General features: G+C 67.9%; 19 protein-coding genes. 4 read left to right on the top strand and 15 right to left on the bottom strand.

Annotated elements, in window-relative coordinates; genetic code table 11:
• Window positions 1-8: 8 nt before the first annotated feature.
• The 6 genes from VF106_RS47405 to VF106_RS47380 form a co-directional block, all read right to left on the bottom strand.
• The gene (locus tag VF106_RS47405; RefSeq protein WP_330846694.1) at window positions 9-1,286 is read right to left on the bottom strand and encodes a hypothetical protein; all 1,278 of its coding nucleotides are present in this window, start codon (window positions 1,284-1,286) and stop codon (window positions 9-11) included.
• Complete coding sequence (locus VF106_RS47400) at window positions 1,283-2,215, bottom strand: quinone oxidoreductase family protein (protein ID WP_330846693.1); 933 nt, start codon at window positions 2,213-2,215, stop codon at window positions 1,283-1,285. Before VF106_RS47400 ends, VF106_RS47405 begins: the two co-directional genes overlap by 4 nt.
• Window positions 2,212-3,066: an alpha/beta fold hydrolase gene (locus VF106_RS47395; protein ID WP_330846692.1), complete on the bottom strand. Its 855-nt coding sequence runs from the start codon at window positions 3,064-3,066 to the stop codon at window positions 2,212-2,214. The genes VF106_RS47400 and VF106_RS47395 overlap by 4 nt, the downstream gene beginning before the upstream one ends.
• Before the next feature lie 115 nt (window positions 3,067-3,181).
• Window positions 3,182-4,027 (bottom strand): alpha/beta fold hydrolase, encoded by an 846-nt coding sequence (locus tag VF106_RS47390; RefSeq protein ID WP_330846691.1) that lies wholly within the window; start codon window positions 4,025-4,027, stop codon window positions 3,182-3,184.
• Window positions 4,024-4,950 carry a DODA-type extradiol aromatic ring-opening family dioxygenase gene (locus VF106_RS47385; RefSeq protein ID WP_330846690.1) on the bottom strand — a complete coding sequence of 309 codons (927 nt, stop codon included), beginning with the start codon at window positions 4,948-4,950 and terminating at the stop codon, window positions 4,024-4,026. Before VF106_RS47385 ends, VF106_RS47390 begins: the two co-directional genes overlap by 4 nt.
• A gap of 1 nt (window position 4,951) precedes the next feature.
• Window positions 4,952-6,148, bottom strand: a complete 1,197-nt coding sequence (locus tag VF106_RS47380) for a Rieske 2Fe-2S domain-containing protein (protein WP_330846689.1) — start codon at window positions 6,146-6,148, stop codon at window positions 4,952-4,954.
• A 102-nt stretch (window positions 6,149-6,250) separates the two neighbouring features.
• Between VF106_RS47380 and VF106_RS47375 the strand changes: the two genes are divergently transcribed.
• From VF106_RS47375 to VF106_RS47365, 3 genes are all read left to right on the top strand, one after another.
• Complete coding sequence (locus VF106_RS47375) at window positions 6,251-7,255, top strand: NAD(P)/FAD-dependent oxidoreductase (protein ID WP_414639236.1); 1,005 nt, start codon at window positions 6,251-6,253, stop codon at window positions 7,253-7,255.
• 115 nt (window positions 7,256-7,370) lie between these two features.
• Entirely contained in the window at window positions 7,371-7,706 is a 336-nt protein-coding gene (locus VF106_RS47370; protein WP_330846687.1) for a ferredoxin family protein, read from the top strand.
• Window positions 7,703-8,479, top strand: a complete 777-nt coding sequence (locus VF106_RS47365; RefSeq protein WP_330846686.1) for an alpha/beta fold hydrolase — start codon at window positions 7,703-7,705, stop codon at window positions 8,477-8,479. Before VF106_RS47370 ends, VF106_RS47365 begins: the two co-directional genes overlap by 4 nt.
• Here VF106_RS47365 and VF106_RS47360 read toward each other — a convergent pair.
• The 6 genes from VF106_RS47360 to VF106_RS47335 form a co-directional block, all read right to left on the bottom strand.
• Window positions 8,418-9,089, bottom strand: coding sequence for an RloB family protein (locus tag VF106_RS47360; protein ID WP_330846685.1), 672 nt, complete (start codon window positions 9,087-9,089; stop codon window positions 8,418-8,420). The two genes, VF106_RS47365 and VF106_RS47360, sit on opposite strands and share 62 nt — an antisense overlap.
• 4 nt (window positions 9,090-9,093) lie before the next feature.
• A complete protein-coding gene (locus tag VF106_RS47355; protein WP_330846684.1) occupies window positions 9,094-10,299 on the bottom strand; it encodes an AAA family ATPase in 1,206 nt (401 codons plus the stop codon).
• A 110-nt stretch (window positions 10,300-10,409) separates the two neighbouring features.
• Entirely contained in the window at window positions 10,410-10,934 is a 525-nt protein-coding gene (locus VF106_RS47350) for a GNAT family N-acetyltransferase (RefSeq protein ID WP_330846683.1), read from the bottom strand.
• A gap of 54 nt (window positions 10,935-10,988) precedes the next feature.
• Window positions 10,989-11,846, bottom strand: coding sequence for an ABC transporter substrate-binding protein (locus VF106_RS47345; protein ID WP_330846682.1), 858 nt, complete (start codon window positions 11,844-11,846; stop codon window positions 10,989-10,991).
• A 92-nt stretch (window positions 11,847-11,938) separates the two neighbouring features.
• Window positions 11,939-12,718: an ABC transporter permease gene (locus VF106_RS47340; protein WP_330846681.1), complete on the bottom strand. Its 780-nt coding sequence runs from the start codon at window positions 12,716-12,718 to the stop codon at window positions 11,939-11,941.
• Complete coding sequence (locus VF106_RS47335) at window positions 12,715-13,521, bottom strand: ABC transporter ATP-binding protein (protein WP_330846680.1); 807 nt, start codon at window positions 13,519-13,521, stop codon at window positions 12,715-12,717. The genes VF106_RS47340 and VF106_RS47335 overlap by 4 nt, the downstream gene beginning before the upstream one ends.
• A 171-nt stretch (window positions 13,522-13,692) precedes the next feature.
• Here VF106_RS47335 and VF106_RS47330 point away from each other — a divergent pair, with 171 nt between their 5' ends.
• Window positions 13,693-14,667, top strand: coding sequence for an LLM class flavin-dependent oxidoreductase (locus VF106_RS47330; protein WP_330846679.1), 975 nt, complete (start codon window positions 13,693-13,695; stop codon window positions 14,665-14,667).
• Here VF106_RS47330 and VF106_RS47325 read toward each other — a convergent pair whose 3' ends face one another.
• The 3 genes from VF106_RS47325 to VF106_RS47315 form a co-directional block, all read right to left on the bottom strand.
• Window positions 14,668-15,762, bottom strand: a complete 1,095-nt coding sequence (locus VF106_RS47325; RefSeq protein WP_330846678.1) for a Gfo/Idh/MocA family protein — start codon at window positions 15,760-15,762, stop codon at window positions 14,668-14,670.
• Between the two features lie 139 nt (window positions 15,763-15,901).
• Window positions 15,902-16,027, bottom strand: coding sequence for a DUF397 domain-containing protein (locus VF106_RS47320; protein WP_330846766.1), 126 nt, complete (start codon window positions 16,025-16,027; stop codon window positions 15,902-15,904).
• A complete protein-coding gene (locus tag VF106_RS47315) occupies window positions 15,993-16,937 on the bottom strand; it encodes a helix-turn-helix domain-containing protein (RefSeq protein ID WP_330846677.1) in 945 nt (314 codons plus the stop codon). Before VF106_RS47315 ends, VF106_RS47320 begins: the two co-directional genes overlap by 35 nt.
• Window positions 16,938-17,085 lie beyond the last annotated feature (148 nt).

The following is a 17,085-nucleotide window of genomic DNA, read 5'->3' as shown; positions in this document are numbered from 1 at the left end:
GTTCCACGTCAACCCGCCTCTCGTGTGGACGCTGCCCCCTTCTCGACCTCCGCGATGGCAAAAACTGTACGCACGAGCACCTCGACCAGGCGAGCCATCGCGTCGAGACTCACCAGGTTCATCCCGAGTGTGAAGTCGACCGGACCCCCGTCCGGCCCAGCCGTCACCTTGGGCATGCCGACCCTGGCGGTGGGCACGCCCCGCATCCGGAGGATGTTCGCGTCGGTCGCGCCGCTGTTCCCCGTGACGGGCTCGTGGCGTTCCCGCGTGACCGCCTCCCAGGCACCGACGGTTGCCAGCACGATCGGCGACCGAGGTGACGTGTGTGTGGCCGGGATGGCGGCGACCTGCGCGACCTCGGCGCCGAACCGCCGCATCTCCGCCCGAAGTTCCCTGGTCACGGCGGCCGGGGACTGCGCGGTGGTGATCCGCACGTCGAGCCGCAGACGCACCGCCGCCGGCGTCGAGGCCGCGAGCCGTTCGAAACCGCCGGTGACCGACGAGACGATCCCCTGTGGACGCATCGTCTCGTGTTCGTTGCGCTCGGCGTACTCGGCCAACCACTGTTCGAGATGCGCGGCCACCTCGCCGGCCCGCGCGACGGCGTTGTCGTACGGCAGGCGGTGCCGGCTGCCGACGTACGTGTGGATGCCGGGCACGAGGACGTCCAGCCACACCAGGCCGACCTCCTCGTGGGAGACGTGCCAGCCCGGCTTGGCGATCACCGCGTAGTCGGTGGTGTACCCGCGTTCGAGCAGGAACCCGGCGCCGACGCCGTGCCCGGTGTTGCGGCGCCCACCGCTGTCGACGGCGAAGCTCGGCATGCCACCGGCGCCGAAGCCGGCCACCACGTCACCGGGCAGTTCGACACCCGACCGGGCCAGCGCCGCGAGCGCGACGGCCACACAGGCCGCGTGCCCCTTGGGATTGCCGGCCCCGAGCCCCTGGACGAGATCGCCGTGGACGGTCGCGCGCGCCAGCATGTCCGGCCGCATCTCGGGTCCCGCCCACGGCAGGTCGTGCGCGGGATCGCCGGTGGTGAACGTGTCGAGCGGGGCGTAGAGCAGGGTGGACGGACCGTCCTTACCGGACAAAACGGCGACGGCGTTGGCCTGCCGGTCGTCGAGCGGTTGGACGTTGGCGGCGAGACCGGCGTCGGCGAGGTACCCGGCGAGCCAGGCCGCGGCCGGCGCCTCGTCACCCGTGGGGCTCGCCACGTCGACGAGGCCGCACACGGCCTCCGCGAGCCGTTCGCGGGTGACGTGCGCCATCACGTCGGCGATCATGGCGTGAGCACTGCCCTGCCACGGAGGCCGCCGGTGGCGAGCCGGTCGAGTGCCGTGGCGGCGTCGGCCATGTCGAAGGACTCGACCTCGAGGGCCAGCTCCCCCGTGGCGAGCAGCCGCGCGAGCATGGGCGCGTGCTCACGCGCGGTGGCGTCGCGGCGGATCATGTTCACCGGCAGCAACGCCACATCCTCGAGGAGCCAGTTGGGTAGGTCCAGCCTGACGTCCGTGCCGGCGACGTAGCCGACGGCGACCGCCCGCCCGCCGGGCCGCACCCACCGCGACCGGCCGGCGAGCCCCTGCCCACCGAGCGTGTCGACGAGCAGGGTGGCTGGCCGTTCGTGGGTCAGTTCGGCGGCCCGGGCCTCGTCGTCGAGCCGCACGGCTTCGACACCGTCCGGCAGCCGATCGACCTGCTCACCGGCCACGAGCCCGATCACGGTCGCCCCGGCCCGGAGCGCGAGTTGCACCACCATGGAACCCACGGCTCCGGCGGCTCCGGCCACGATGACGGTCTCGTCACCGCCCAACTGGGCCACCACATGAAGCGCCGTGTACGCGGTCGTGGTCGGGACGAAGTACGTTGCGCCCAGCTCGGGCGACAGGTTCGCGGGCAGTGGCACCACGTTGCGGCTGCGCGTCCCGACCAGTTCGGCCCATGTGCCGGCGCGCATCAGGCCGAGGCCGCCGCCGCGGAGCATGACCCGGGTGCCGGGTTCGTGCACGTCCGACGAGACGACGATCCCGCAGCCCTCGACGCCGCCGATGTGCGGTAGGTCGGGCTTGATGTGGAAGTTGCCGCTCGCGACGGTGAGATCGAGGTGAGCGACAGCCGCCGCCTCGATCCGGACCAGGGTCTCGCCCGTCGGGTCGGGGACCTCGTCGAGACTCGGTCGCCCGCCCCACGAATGGATCCGTGCCGCCTTCATGACACAGAGTGCTTCGCCAGGAACTCCAGGCTGATCTCGTTGTACTGTTCGGACTGTTCGTGCTGCGGCCAGTGCCCGCACTCCTCGAACAGCACCAACTCCGAGCTGGGGATGGCCTCGTGCATCGCGGTCGCCTCTGGGACGTCGCCGAACGGGTTGTTCCTGCCCCACACCACCAGCGTCGGCACGGCGATCTGCGCCAGGTGCTCCGGGCGCAACACGTTGCGCAGCCTGACCTCCATGTTCTGCAGGCACAGCAGGTTGTCGATGTTCGCGACGAAGTCCGACTGGTGGTAGATGGCGTGGCGGACCTCGACCAGTTCCTCCGTCGCGTCCTCCTCGTTCGCCATCAGCAGCCGCATGCGTGCCCTCGTCAGCGCGATGTCGTCCTTGGACACCGCCTCACGGGTGCTCGTGCGGATGCGTTCCATCACCTGCGGGTTCGCCACGGTGCCGCCCGCGCACAGCAGCTGGAGCGACGCCACGCGGGACGGGTCGTCGATCGCCGTCCGCGCACCGACCCAGCCGCCAAGGGACTCGCCGACGATGTGGGCCTTCTCGATGCCACACGCGTCCAAATATGACAAAAGGTGGTCGCGGTAGCGCGGGATCTCGTACGGGTAGTCGGGTTTGCCCGTGTAGCCGTGGCCGAGCATGTCGATGGCGTGGCAGGCGTACCGCGGCGCGTGGGCGCCGATGTTGCGGGTGAACGCCTCCAGGTGGCCACTGGTGCCGTGCAGGAAGATCACCGGTTCACCGGCACCGGCCTGGAGCGACCGGGTCGGCACCCCGCCGGCGTCCACTGTGGTCATCCGGAAGTCGGTGCCGGCCAGTTCGGTCCAGATCGTCATCGGTCGCTCCCCTGGTTGATTCGGTGTACCTGGGTGTTGCTCCTGGCGAATGCCTTACGCAGCGCGTAGACCAGGGCCGGTAGGAGCAGGATCATCAGCCACTTCATCGAACGCCTCACTCGAACGAACGGAGGAACCCGTCCACCACCGCGTGGTACGCGGCCGGACGTTCCTCCTGAAGGTGGTGGGACACGTGGTCCATGACGTGCAGGTTTCCGCGCTTCACCATGCGCGACAGCATGAGCGGGTAGTCCGGGGTGAGGAACGCGTCCTCACGCCCCCACATGAACAACACGGGCGCCTCGATCAGGCCGAGTTCCTCGGTGAGGTCCTGCCAGTCGCCGCGTGGCGAGTCGGACATGGCGGCCAGCTCACGCTCGCCAGGGTCGAGGCTCTGCCGCCACCGCATCTCGACCGTCTCGTCGGGCAACTTGTCGGGGTCGTACCATTCCAGCCGGGTGATCAGGTCCCGCATCTTGGCCATGCTCGGGCCGGAGCCGCCGTAGTAGACGTCGCGGGCGTTCCGGCCGCGCCGGCCACCTTCTGGCAGCGGCGCGAGCGGGCCGTAGAACACCGGCATGCTCCCCGTCACGACCAGCGACCGGACGCGGTCTGGGTACCGGGCGGCCAGGCACAGCGCGATCGTGCCGCCCCAGGAGTTGCAGATGAAGTCCGCGCGTTCCACCCCGAGTGTGTCCATCAGCGCGACGGTCTTGGCGGCGTGGAAGTTCCACATAGGACCCTGGATGCGACACTTGTCCGACTTGCCGTACTGGAGGATGTCGACGAGCAGACAGTGGCGGTCGGCCGCGAAGTACGGTGTCACGGGGCCGAAGTCGCTCCAGCCGGTGCAGCCGGGGCCGCCGCCGTGCAGGAAGATCGTGTCGGGTCCGGCGCCCAGCTCGTGGTAGTGGTAGGTGACGCCGTCCGCGTCGGCGAACCGGCTCTCGGGCACAGTCATGGTTCCAGCACCGCCGCTCCCATGCCGGTGAGCCACTCGGGCATCGGCGAGTAGACCAGCGCCTTGCCCGGCGCGAAACCGCACGCGGCCGCCATCACCAGCCAGGTACGCAGTTCCTGGCCGCCGTTGCCGGCGGCGTCCTCGAGCTCGGCGGTCGTCATCGACGCGTAGCGCCAGAGCTCGCCGCTTTCGAGGTCGGAGAGGAACGCCTGGTCGAACTCGGGGAATATAGTCGGGCGGGCGGCCACGATGATCTCCCGTCGCCGCTTGTCGTAGCGCTCCCACTCCCCTCGCCCGTTGAGCCAGGCCTCGACGAGGAACTCCTCGTCGTCGCCGTCGGGTTGGGTCCAGTCGCTCGGCCATGGCAGCTGGTGGGACAGCCCGCCGGAGGCGATCACGACCACGCGCCGGTCCAGCCGGTCGACGGCCGCGGCCAGGTTCTTCCCGAGCTGGACACAGCGGTCCAGTGTGGGCAGTGGTTGCGCGAAGACGTTGACCACCAACGGAACCACCGGCACGTCGAGACCGTCCAGAAGGTACTGGATCGCGTGCGACTGCCCGTGGTCGATCTGCAGCCGTGCCGAGATCGCCACCTCCGTGCCGGCCTCGACCAGCTGGGTCGCCAGTGCCTGCGCGAACTCCGGGTCAGTCCGTTGTGGACCCTTGGGTGTGCCGGACTCGCCGGCGGCGATGACCTCGCCCACCCCCATCGTGAACGACGGGATCAGGTCGAGCCAGAAGCCGCGGAAGTGGTTCGAGCCCACGATCACCACGACGTCCGGTGCCGCGTCCGCGATCCGTTGGCGGGCGGTCGAAAGCGCGTCACGAAACGCTTCGGCACGGTCGGTGTGCACGACCTTGTCCCAGTGCGTGTTCATCAAGGTGGAGTGGGACGCTCCCACCCCGAGCACGATCCCCGACATGTCAGTCCCCCACCAGACCCTGCGCACGCAACCGGTCCATGCGCTCCTCGGTGACGTCCTCAGCCAGTTTGCGCCACTGCAGCAGCGAGTCGTCTGGCCGGTAGAGCTTCTCCGGCGGCGCGTCGGTCACCTCGACCATCCACTTGTCCTGCCCCGAGAACTGGCCGTGGAACAGCCACCGCACCGCGCCGAGGTACTTGGCGTAGAACGGAAGCGCCCGAAAGCCTTTCCGGAAGTCGGCCAGCACACCCACATACAGGTGGTTGTCGGCGTCGACCGGCACGTAGAACTCGTAGTGGATGAACGTCGGGTACACGATCCTCAGCACGCCCGGCATGCTCACCGACGCGAACCCGGGGAACTCCTGCGCCGCGATCGTCGGGTTGACCTCGCGGTGCGTGGCCGTGTTGCCGACGTTGGTCGTCGTCTTGGGCGGGCGGGCCTTGTACCACGCCGTTCCGGACCACGGGCCCAGCCCGGGGAAGTCCGCTTCCCAGTGCTGTTCCTGCTGCACGCGGAAGATCCACCGGCCGCGGCGCACGATCTTGGTGGTGTTCCACACCGGCATCGGCTTGAACAGCCGCCACAGGGAGGTGCGGTGCAGGTACTTGGCGTGCCCCTCGTCGTAGCCGTTCTCGCAGGCGAAGCGCCAGTTCCCTTCCCGTGACTGGATTCGCACCCCCACGACGGCCGGGTTGTCCACCAGTTCCTCGGGCAGCTGCTCGTCGATGGGGTGTGGCCGCTCGCCGTCGCCGACGAACACCCACACCATGCCAAGGCGTTCCTCGACGTCGTAGGTCGGCTGGGTGACCTTGCCGCAGATCGGGGACTGTGGACCGTCGGTGATCGCGGCCTTCAGCTCGCCGGTCTCCAGGTCGAATGTCCACCCGTGGTACACACAGGACACTGTGCCCGGGAACTGCTTGTTGCCGAAGCTCAGCGGCACACCCCGGTGCGGGCACCGGTCCTTCATGCCGAAGACCTTGCCCTTGTCGCGGATCACGAACAGCCGCTCCCCCAGGAGGGTCACGGCGTGCGGCTTCTCGCCAACCTGGTTCGAGAAGCAGACGGGATACCAGTAGCCGCGGAAGCCGGCGTTCGCCGCCTGGTAGTGCGGCCAGCTGGACCAGTCCTGGCGGCCCGGGAGCCGGCCCGCGCGGTGCCGCCTGGCGGGCTTCGAGTTCACGGTCTCGGTCACGCTCCGAGCAGACCACCGGCGCTCCCGCCGAACCAAGGATGTCGGTCCGCCTACCGAACCCGGAAGCCCAGGACCTGCGCATTCCGGTGAGCGGTCCGCGGTATGCGGCCGCCGGCACGCGCCGTCCTTACCGTCAGCCTCGTGACGACTTACGAGACCGACGTCCTGATCGTCGGCGCCGGCCCGACCGGGTTGTACGGCGCCTACTACGCCGGGTTTCGCGGCCTGCGCACGACCGTCGTCGACGTGCTGCCGCAGGCGGGCGGCCAGGTGATGGCGCTGTACCCGGAGAAGGAGATCCGGGACGTGGCGGGGATTCCCGCGATCCGCGGCCGGGACTTCGTGAGCGCCCTCGTCGAGCAGGCGGCCGCCTACGACCCGACGTTCCTTCTTGGGCGCCAGGCCGTGGCACTGTCGGACGACCTCACCGTCACGCTCGACGACGGCACGACCGTCCGTTCCCGCGCGATCGTGCTCACGGCCGGCATCGGCACCCCCACACCCCGGCCGCTGGAATGCGGCGCGGAGTGGGTCGGCAATGGCGTGTCGTACTTCGTGGTGGACCCGTCGGCGCACGAGGACCAGGACGTGGTGGTCGTCGGCGGCGGTGACAGCGCACTCGACTGGGCGGACGCGCTCGCGCCGATCGCCCGGTCGGTCACGCTGGTGCACCGCCGTGCGTCGTTCCGGGGCCACGCCGCCACGCTCGACCGGGTGCGTTCCCACGCCAGGATCCACACGGACACGCAGGTGGTAGCGCTAACAGGCGCCGACCGCCTGGAAAAGGCGACGCTGCGGGCGAAGTCCGGCGAGGAAACGGTCGTGGCGGCGGACCATGTGATCGCGGCGCTGGGCTTCGTCAGCGATCTGGGCCCACTGCGCGACTGGGGTCTGGAGCTACGAGCCCGCTCGGTGGCGGTGGACCGCGCGATGCGGACGAACCTCCCCGGCGTCTACGCGGCAGGCGACCTGACCGCCTACGACGGCAAGGTCAAGCTGATGTCCGTCGGCTTCGGCGAGGTGGCGACCGCGGTGAACCACGCGGCCGTCGACATCGACCCGTCACTCACCCTGTTTCCCGGCCATTCCACGGAAGGAGCCGCATGAACGGAGCTTGCGGAGTGAATCATCGATATTCAGGACGGCACCTCTCCCGCGGAGGGCGCCGGTGTAGCGGAGCCTGCGGAGCGTACCGGCGCCACGGAGCGAGCGAGGGGGCGGCATGAGCTACGTGATCGGTGCCGACTGCGTCGACGAACTCGACCGTTCCTGTATCGAGGTCTGTCCGGTCGACTGTATCTATGTCGGTGAGCGCAAGAGCTACATCAACCCGACCGAGTGCATCGACTGCGGCGCGTGCGAGGAAGAGTGCCCGGTCTCGGCGATCACGGTCGACCGGGTCGCACGGAAGGACGATGTTCTGAACGTGCACCTGGAGGACTCCCGGGCGTTCTTCGCCCTTCCGCTGCCCGGGCGCCCCGAACCACTCGGCGACCCGGGCGGCGCCCAGAAGATCGGCGACGTCGGCGTCGACACCGCGCTGGTCGCTGGCCTGTGAGGGCGTACGCGGAGACCCCGTTCGGCCACCTGCACTACGCGTCGGCGGGTTCGGGCCCGGCGCTGTTGCTGCTGCACCAAACCCCGCGCTCACACGACGAGTTCCGTGAGGTACAGCCACTGCTGGCCGTGAACCGGCGCGTGATCGCGATGGACATGCTGGGCTTCGGTATGAGCGCGCCGCTGCCCGCCCCGCAACGGATCGAACAGTTCGCGGCCGGCGCGTTCGCGCTCCTCGACGCGCTCGGCGTGCCGGACGTCGCCGTGCTGGGCCACCACACGGGCGCGGTGGTGGCCATGGAAATGGCCGCGTCCATACCGGACCGCGTGCGCGCGCTGGTCCTGTCGTCGACGCCGTGGACCGGTCCCGAGTACCGGACGCACTCCCCCGCCGTGGACAACGTGCCGTGCGCCGAGGACGGCAGCCATCTGACGTCGCTCTGGCGGATTCGGCAGCCGTACTACCCAGCCGGCCGACCCGACCTGCTGGAACGGTTCGTCCGTGACGCGCTGGCCGTCGACCCCGTGGAGGGTCATCGAGCGTGTGGCCGCTATGTGATGGAGGACCGCGTGGGGTTGGTGACCGCGCCGGTGCTGCTGCTCGGCGCCTCCGCCGACCCGTTCGGGATGCGTGGCCTACCGGTGCTGCGTGAGCACCTGGTCAACGCGCGATCGGTCGAAGTACGAACCATCGAGGGCGGCACGGTCCCGGTCATGGAGCAGTGCCCGAACGAAGTCGCGACATTCGTGAACGAGTTCCTCCGCAACACCTGATCACGCGGGCGGTTCGATCGCGGCAAGAAGGTCGTTCATCGACGAAGACGGATTGTCGCGGGAAAATAGTGCTGTTCTTCTCGTGACGACGCGAAAGACGCAACGCGCGTACGGTCGCCGTGGTCCTTCGGTCCATATAGGCCGCGGCGTCGATTCGCTTGCCTGCTCGGCCGTCGAGCTTGTGACTCTTCCGCTCGGCGTCGGCCGTGCTCAGGAAGGCGGTTTGTTCCTCGAAGTGCAGGATCAGCCAGAGTTCGAAGCACGGGTTCGAGATCGCGAGCCTGATGCCGTGTTCCTGCGCCAAGCGGACGGCTTCGTCCAGATTCGGATGGTGTTTGGGCCACTCGACGTCGAACACACACCAGCACTCGTCGACCTCGTCATCGCAGGCGCGCTCGACGGCCCGCCGGACCAGCGGGAGCGGTACTCCACGCTCCGTGGCGATCTCAATGTTGATCGACGTGTTGCCCCGAACCTCCGGTAGCCGCTTCAACGCGTTGATGTAGTCCGGCTCGGACGCTTCGCCTTCACAGAAGATGACCACGGTCTTGCGTTCCGGTCGGCTGGCGACCTTTCGCCTGAGGTCCTTCGCGCGAGTCCTTCGTGGCACCGGGTCAGCCGATCAATCCAAGTGCACGTAGCATCTCGGTCCGGTCCACGTCCGGGAGTGCGCCGAACCGGCCGTGCAGATATGCCTTTTCGAGGTTCTGTGACTTCCGCACCCGTTCACCGGCGAACTCCGCCAGCGCTCCCAACCGTGTCGCGCCATCGTCCGACTTCTCGGTGAGCCAGACCTCGTCGCGGTTGAGGTAGTTGAGCAGGCTCGTGTCGTGGGATGTGAAGACCAACTGCGCACCCTTGGGATTTGTCGCCGGATCGTGGAACAGGCGGACCAGGTGTGCAGACAAAGTGGGATGCAAACTCGCGTCCAACTCGTCGAACAGGACGAGGAAGCCCTCCTTGAGTGCTGCCAGGACCGGTCCAATCAGCCTGAACCATGCCTGAGTGCCGGCCGACTCGGCATGGAATTCGAGCGGCATCGGCCCACCGGCCGTTCGATGGACGAGACGCACTTTTCTCCGTTGTTCGTGCACATCGATCGCGACGTCGTCGATGCCGAGGTCGGCCATACGCAGCATGGCCAGCGCCTGCGCTCGATCTGGCCCGTCATCGACGAGCTCCTCGAACAAACGCCGTGTCGGGAAGTTCGGCACCTCCGGCACGCGCGACAGATCCATGTACGGCCCAACACCAAGCACTTGAACGCTGAGCAGGTAACGAGCGAACTCCGCCACGAGAGGCTCGTCGAATCGCCGCGCGATGGACAGCGCCAATGTCCGCGCCGTCAGCAGCTCGCGAGTTCCGGACAAGCTGCCAAGCCCGCGCTGCAACGTCACCTTGGTGCCCTCACGTTCGAAGACGCGTCGCCGCTTTTTCTCTGGATAATGGAAAAGTCCCTCGTGGTTGACGGCTTCCCGGTCCAGTTCAACAACGTACTCGAAACGTACGCCCGAGATGACGGCTTCGATGGTGAACTCCGCGGGCACCGGGCTCTCGGCAAACGCAAAGGGTTCGAACGGGATCTCGCCATCCCAGAACCGCAGGGAATCACGCACCGCGGACAGAAGCCATTCCATTGCGGCCAGGACGTTGGACTTGCCCGAGGCGTTGGGGCCGAAGATGGCCGCGACCGGGAGGAGGCTCTCGCCCAGGTTGGGCACAGCGTGCGTCTCACTCCGATCCTTGTCGACCGCCACCATCGACAGCTCGACTGGATCAAGTATCGAACGAAAGTTCGACACTTCGAACCGAATCAGCACGATGAGCCTCCTTCCAGCAGCCAAGCGACGTGCACAACGCCGATTTCGTCATGATCCGACGACAATCTACCGCTGTCGACACGTCGACGACCAGTTGAAGGGACGGCCAGCTATCCGATCAGTTCGGAAAGATCCCGCCACACGTACCGGAACGCGAAGGCTCGGCCGCCGCCCGGGAAGGGCCCTGCGAGTTCGCGTTCGACGCGGATGCCGCCGTGTGTGCGGTAGAACGCCTGGGCGGCGGTGTTCTGTGCGAGCACCCACAGGTACAGGCCGGTCGACGGTCTGGACCGGGTTACCGCTCGTGCTGTCTCGGTCAGTAGGCGTGCGCCGATTCCCTGGCGTGTGAAGTCGTGACGGACGTGGAGGTTGTCGAGGAGGGAGCCCCACCTTCGGTCGGCGTCGAGGACGGTGTGTGCGAAGCCGGCGATGGCACCGTCCACATCGGCTACCACGGTGTGCCGGTCCGGCGCGGGTCGCGAGAGTCGGTTGGTCCACACGGTTCTTCGTTCCTCGACGACATCACCGTCGAGGTAGGAGTCCAGGAGTGCGCCCCGGTAGTGTCGCCGCCAGCTGTCCGCGTGCAGGTCGGCGATGGCCTCCGCATCGCCCGCCGTCGCCTCCCGGTAGTTCACACCCCGATGTTCGCAGACGCGGGGCGGGCGCCGTGTGCCCGCCCCGCGAAGCTGTCAGGACTTGACGTGTTCGGTGTACCAGCCCTTCAACACCTGCTTGCCGACGTCCGGGGCCGACTTGATCGCGCCGGAGTCCACGAAGAACGTGGCCGCGGCTTTGGCCTGGTCGAGGTCGGCGTCGGTGAAGTCGCGGGTGACGAACTCCAGTTCGCTGGTGATGTCGAGCGCCTGGTCCTTCGGGATCTTGATGGCCTTCTCGGTGATCTGGGCGGCCTCGTCCGGGTTCTTGGTGGCGTAGGCACCCGCCTCCTCGATCGCGGCCACGACACCCGCGGCCGCCTTCTCGTTCTGGCTGAGCCATTTCTCGTCAGCCACGAGCCATTGTGCGTAGCTCAGGCCGAAGTCGCCGATGTCGCCCACGATCGAGCCGCCGGACTGCTCTGCCGCGCGGGACGCCCACGGTTCGTAGATCACCGCCGCGTCGATGTCGCCGCGTTCCAGCAGCGTGGGGATGTCCGGCGGGGTGGCCGTGACCTTCTCGACGCCATCGATGTTCTTGCTCTTCAGGTACCTGTCGGTGGCGAGGGCCATGAGTCCGGGGACGACACCGACCTTCTTCGGGGTCTTGACGTCCTTTCCGTACACGACCTTGATGTAGGTGGACGACTGCTCGAACACCGACAGGGCACGAAGTCCGGCGTTCGACGCCATCAACGTCACCGTCGTGGCGTCGGACTGCGTCGCCATCTGCGCCTCGCCCGCGATGACCGCCTGCGTCATGGTCGGGCCGCCCTCGGTGGTGATGTACTCGACCGTCACGCCGTGCTTGTCGAAGAAGCCCTTCTCCGCGGCCACGTACACCGGGGTGAACGACGGGTCCACGCCGGTGGCGATGCGGACGACGGGTTTCATCCCGCCACCGTCCGACGCGGCCGGGGCGCACGCCGCCAACACTAGTCCAAACGCGACTGTTGCCAGAGATAGCCGTTTCATCCGAAGGCCTCCTAGACCTTGACGTTGTAGTGGCGCAGCGTGGCGCGGGCGATGAGGCGGATCGCGCGGTCGCACAGGTAGCCGAGGATGCCGAGCGCGATGATGCCGACGAAGATCCAGTCGATGCGGCCGTAGTTGCGGGAGGTCCAGATCAGTGAGCCGAGCCCGGTCTGCGCGGCCACGATCTCGGCGGACACGATGGTGAGGAAGCTGTTGCCGAGCGCGAGCCGCGCGCCGGTCACGACGTGGGGGATGGTGGCGGGCAGGACGACCGACACGAGGATCTGCCGCTTGCCCGCGCCGAGGCTTTCCGCGGCACGCAGTTTCGATTCGTTGATGGCCAGCACACCGGCGATCGTGTTGATCGTGATGATGAAGACCGACGTGTAGAAGATCAGGACCACTTTGGACGTCTCGCCGATGCCGAACCACGCGATCGCCACCGTGACGAACGCGATCGGCGGGATGAAACGGAAGAACTCGATGTACGGGTCCAGCAGGACACGGATGGCGTTGACCCGGCCCATGAGGATCCCGAGCGGGACACCCACGACGATGCCCGACGCCCACCCGATGAGGATTCGGCGCAGTGACACCAGGCACGACTCGATCAGCGTGCCGTCCTTGGTCAGCTCGATCGCCGCCTGCAACGTCACACCAGGAGCACTGACCAGGCCCGGGCCGAAGTACCAGGCCGCCAGCTGCCACACCGCGATGCCGGCGACGAGCGAGACGACCGTGTAGCCGGCTTTCCGCGCGGAACGCCGGGTTTCCGTTGCCACCAGGCTCATGGTTGCTCTCCCAACGACTTCTCGACCTCCACGGCGATGTCCTCGCGGATCTGATGTCGTAGATCCACATAGGACGAAGAGTCCTCGTCCCTTGGGCGCGGCAGTGTCACGTCGTAGACGCTCTTGATGCCGGCCTTCGGACCGGCGCTCATCACCGCGATCCGGTCGGACAGGATGAGCGCCTCGTCGATGTCATGCGTCACGAACACGACGGTGTTCTTGCGTTCCCGCCAGATGCGGTCCAGCTCCCGCTGCATCACGGTCCGGGTCTGGGCGTCGAGCGCGCCGAAAGGCTCGTCCATCAGCACGATGTCCGGTGAGTTGGCGAGCACGCGGGCGATCTGCACCCGCTGGCGCATGCCGCCGGACAACTGTGGCGGACGTTTGTCCGCGGCGCCGGACAACCCGACGAGCCGAAGGTGCTCGGCAACGACGGGCGCGCGGTCCACTTTGCTCATGCCCCGCATGCGTGGTCCGAAGGCGATGTTGTCGGCGACTGTCAGCCAGTCGAACAGGGCGTCTGAACTCTGGAACACCACGCCCAGCTCGGGACGGGGACCGGTGATGGGCTCGCCACCCATCTCGATCGTGCCGGCGCTCGGTGCCGCGAAGCCGGCCATCAGCGCCAGCAGCGTCGACTTCCCGCAGCCCGACGGGCCGAGCAGGCAGAGGAACTCGTGCGGATGGATTTCGAGGTCCACGTCGTCGACGGCGACGAACTCACCGAACGCGACGCGAACGCCGCGTAGCGACAACGCGGCGATGGCCGGTGGGGAGATGGGTGGTGGCACGGTCTCGGCCATGTCGGCTCCCGGGTCGTGTGACGGCTGCACGTCCGCGTGCGTTCCGGGGAGCACAGCACCAGCTCACGCGCCCGGACAACATCACCGGTTCGCCAGGCGGACCGGTGACCGGTCCGGTGAGCGATCCGGAAGAGGCCGTGGCGGAGCCGGGCGCGGCTCTACTCTCGGCCGATGAGGATCGGTGTCCGAGTCCCGCCCTGCCGCCCGGCGACCGAGGTCGCGGCGTTCGCTGCCGACGTGGAGGCTGCCGGCTTCGACACGTTGTATGTCCCGGACTCACAGCTCCTGTGGCGGGACTCCTACCTGACGTTGTTCGCCGCCGCCCTGCGCACCACGACGCTCGGGCTCGGGACCGCCGTGTCGAACGTCGTCACGCGCCATCCGAGCGTGGTGGCGTCGCTGTGCCGAACGGTCGCGGAAGAGGCGTCGGGCCGGTTCTTCCTCGGTCTCGGCGTGGGCCACAGTTCGGTGGAACCGGTCGGGCTGCGGCCCAGCACGCAGGCCGACCTGCGGGCCGGGATCGACCAGATCAGAAGACTCGTCGCCGGCGACGAGGTCGACGGCGCCAGGATGCGTGACCCGCACCCGGACATTCCGGTCCACGTGGCGGCCACCGGTCCCCGCAACCTGCGCCTCGCCGGCGAGCTGGCCGACGGCGCCATCCTGCTGTCCGGCGTCGCGCCGGCGCCGCTGTCACGCGCGGTCGAGCTGGTCAGGGAAGCCGGCCGGGACCCCGAGATCACCGTTTCCGCGTACGCCATGGTGACCGACGACCTGCGGCGGGACGCACGCGTGCTCAAGCCGATCTGTGCCGGCATCGCACAGCGAGGTGGGCGCACGGCACTGGCCGCGGCCGGTATCGACGTCGATGTCCCGGCGGACATCCCCGGTGTCTATCCCGATCTCGTCCACGCCGAGGACTGGGACCACGCCGTCGACGTCTGTGCACAGTGGATCAGCGACGACGACGCGGTCGCGTTCGCCAGCACGTTCTGCCTCTTCGGCACGCCAGAGGACATCGTGGACCGCATCGAACAGGCCGGTCGGCTCGGCGCCACGGCGATCTTCTTGCAGCACGTGGGTTCCTACGACCTGCCGGAGCGGCTCGTGGCCGACTTCGCCGACCGGGTCCAGCCACTCAGGTGATCACCTGGGCTGTGGGCGCTCACATGTGCTGTCCAGTTGGATGATCGTGCCCTTGCCGGAGGAATCGTCGACCGCGCACAACGCCTCGAGGACGTGGAACGCGAACTCGGCGTTGGCGCGGTGCGGGCCGCCCTCGATGGCGTCGGCCAGGTCCCGGACCCCGAGGCCGCGGCGGTGCTGCTCGCGGGTGCCGACGGCGCCGAACAGTTCGACCACGGGGTCGAGCACGCGCCACGACTCGTCCTCGTGCCGTTTCACGCGCACATCGCCGTCGAAGTTGTTGGGGTTGGCCAGGGACAGCGTGCCTTCGGTGCCGTACACCTCGATGTAGGGCAGTTCGCTGTCCCAGACGTCGAAGCTCAGCTGTGCGGTGCCGAGAACCCCGGATGTGAACGTGAACACCGCGGAGGCGTGGGTCGCGACCTCGACCTCGACGCTGTCGGCCGCCCGGTTGGGGGCGGTGAGGGTGCGGACCGGTGCGCCGATCCGGCTCGCCGCGGCCACCGACCGGATCGGCCCGAGCAGGTTCACGAGGATCGCCAGGTAGTAGGGCCCCATGTCGAGGACGGGTCCGCCGCCGGCCCGGAAAAGGAACCGCGGGTCCGGGTGCCACCGCTCGGCCTTGCTGTGCCCGACGAACATCGAAACGCCGACCGGTTCGCCGATCAGCCCGTCGTCCAGCGCCCGGCGCGCGGTCTGGCTGGCGCTGCCGAGGAACGTGTCGGGGGCGGAACCGAGGATGCGCCCGGACGTGTTGGCGATCACCTCACGCCCGGCCTCGACGGTGGTGGCGAGCGGCTTCTCGACGTAGACGTGCTTGCCGGCACGCGTGGCGGCGATGATCGTGGCGGCGTGGTGCACGGGCGGAGTCAGGTTCACGACGATGTCGACGGAGTCGTCGGCGTACAGGTCACCGTCGTCGCCCCACACCGACACACCGAACTCGTCGGCGGCCTGCTTCGCCCGCTGGGTGTCGACGTCGGCGACCCGCACGACGTTCAGCTCGGGGAAGCGGCTCAGCCCGGTCATGTAGCGGCCGAAGATGTTGCCGCACCCCAGAATGCCGACGCGGTGGATCGGCTTGGTCGTCGCCACGAGTTCTCCTTATCTTTTCGGGAACCCGGCCATGAGAGCACTCAACAGTCACCCGACACGAGCACGACGTTCCGATCACCGAACCGTCCAACTCCGCGAGTCGCGCGTTCGGCCCCCGCGCGACTCGCGAGGGTTCAGGTCAGCGGGTGGTGAGGAGGTGCTGCCAGGCGGTGGTGGGGACCGTGAGCACCGGGCCATCCGGGTTCTTCGAATCGCGGACCAATACCCCCTCACTCGTAGATCGGGGTCGGGTCGACCACGCCACCTCCACGCAACTGGTTCCCACGTCGTTGCTGTGGCTGCTCTTGCGCCAGATCAGCTGTGACACGCCAACTCCCTCGGTCGTACGCGTCGGCCAGTTCGGCCGCGAACTCCCGAGATTGTCCCGCATCCAACGCCACCTCAGCGAGCATCGGTACCTGCTCGCGATAACTGTTCACATAGCCTGGATCTTCGAGGATCAGGCCGCCGAACCGAAGGTTGTCCAGGTACACGATCGGTTGGTGCTCGGAGAAGGCCATCAGGTGGAACGCGTCACCGAACCGGCCGGCGGTGCTCGGCACGATCCGGATTGTGACGTTATCGAGCGCGGCGGTGAGCACGAGATGCAGCAGTTGCTCATGCATGATCCGGTCGTTGCCGACCCGGAATCGCAACGCCTGTTCGTGGATGTAGATCGTGAACCGCGAGAGATTCAGAACCTGTCGCCGCTCCATTCGGGTGCGAACACCGCCTGCAACTGTTTCTTCGGAGACGCCTGAGGAGTTGAGGGCACGGATGCGGGCACGGGCGTACTCGGGTGTCTGCAGCAGTCCGTGGATCAGGTGCGGTTCATAGATGATCGAGTGTTCGGCCGAGGATTCGTGGAAGATCAGCGACTGCAGCGAGCCTCCGATTCGTTCGTCTGACAGATAGAAGCCCTGCTTGCGTTCGGCTCGTCTCGTTAGTTCGAGTAGCGGTTCCGCCTCCGGCAAGGTCAGGCCGCACACGACCGCGTAGAGGATCACCTCCGTGGTGGTCACGGTTCGCCAGCCGTGTTCCATGCGCGAGATCTTCGTCAGCGGCCAGCCCACCTTGCGGGCGACTTCCATGGCCGTCAGACCCGCGTTGTCCCGGATCCGGCGCAGCAGCCCGCCGAGTTCCCGGCAAGCGGCCGACGAGTAACGAATGCCCATGCCGTCACGCTAGTGTCCTGAGTCATTAGTTCGTCGGTAGTTGGTAGAGTGTGGGCGTGCCGAGCCCGAAAGTCGCCCCGGTGGTGTTGTCCGACGAGGAACGTAGCGTCCTGAGTGGATGGTTACGTCGACGGAAGACGGCGCAGGC

The sequence above is a fragment of the Actinophytocola sp. genome, from assembly GCF_036378875.1.
In the GTDB taxonomy this organism is placed as follows: domain Bacteria; phylum Actinomycetota; class Actinomycetes; order Mycobacteriales; family Pseudonocardiaceae; genus Actinophytocola.
The sequence above is the reverse complement of the archived record's forward strand: the minus strand, read 5'-3'. Positions and strand labels throughout refer to the sequence as shown.

Excerpts from the sequence above, each read along its gene's own strand:
- VF106_RS47315 (WP_330846677.1), bottom strand. The coding sequence starts at position 16,937 with ATGGGCATTCGTTACTCGTCGGCCGCTTGCCGGGAACTCGGCGGGCTG.
- VF106_RS47370 (WP_330846687.1), top strand. The coding sequence starts at position 7,371 with ATGAGCTACGTGATCGGTGCCGACTGCGTCGACGAACTCGACCGTTCC.
- VF106_RS47400 (WP_330846693.1), bottom strand. The coding sequence starts at position 2,215 with ATGAAGGCGGCACGGATCCATTCGTGGGGCGGGCGACCGAGTCTCGAC.
- VF106_RS47385 (WP_330846690.1), bottom strand. The coding sequence starts at position 4,950 with ATGTCGGGGATCGTGCTCGGGGTGGGAGCGTCCCACTCCACCTTGATG.
- VF106_RS47340 (WP_330846681.1), bottom strand. The coding sequence starts at position 12,718 with ATGAGCCTGGTGGCAACGGAAACCCGGCGTTCCGCGCGGAAAGCCGGC.
- VF106_RS47405 (WP_330846694.1), bottom strand. The coding sequence starts at position 1,286 with ATGATCGCCGACGTGATGGCGCACGTCACCCGCGAACGGCTCGCGGAG.
- VF106_RS47330 (WP_330846679.1), top strand. The coding sequence starts at position 13,693 with ATGAGGATCGGTGTCCGAGTCCCGCCCTGCCGCCCGGCGACCGAGGTC.
- VF106_RS47390 (WP_330846691.1), bottom strand. The coding sequence starts at position 4,027 with ATGACTGTGCCCGAGAGCCGGTTCGCCGACGCGGACGGCGTCACCTAC.
- VF106_RS47335 (WP_330846680.1), bottom strand. The coding sequence starts at position 13,521 with ATGGCCGAGACCGTGCCACCACCCATCTCCCCACCGGCCATCGCCGCG.
- VF106_RS47395 (WP_330846692.1), bottom strand. The coding sequence starts at position 3,066 with ATGACGATCTGGACCGAACTGGCCGGCACCGACTTCCGGATGACCACA.
- VF106_RS47375 (WP_414639236.1), top strand. The coding sequence starts at position 6,251 with ATGCGGCCGCCGGCACGCGCCGTCCTTACCGTCAGCCTCGTGACGACT.
- VF106_RS47345 (WP_330846682.1), bottom strand. The coding sequence starts at position 11,846 with ATGAAACCCGTCGTCCGCATCGCCACCGGCGTGGACCCGTCGTTCACC.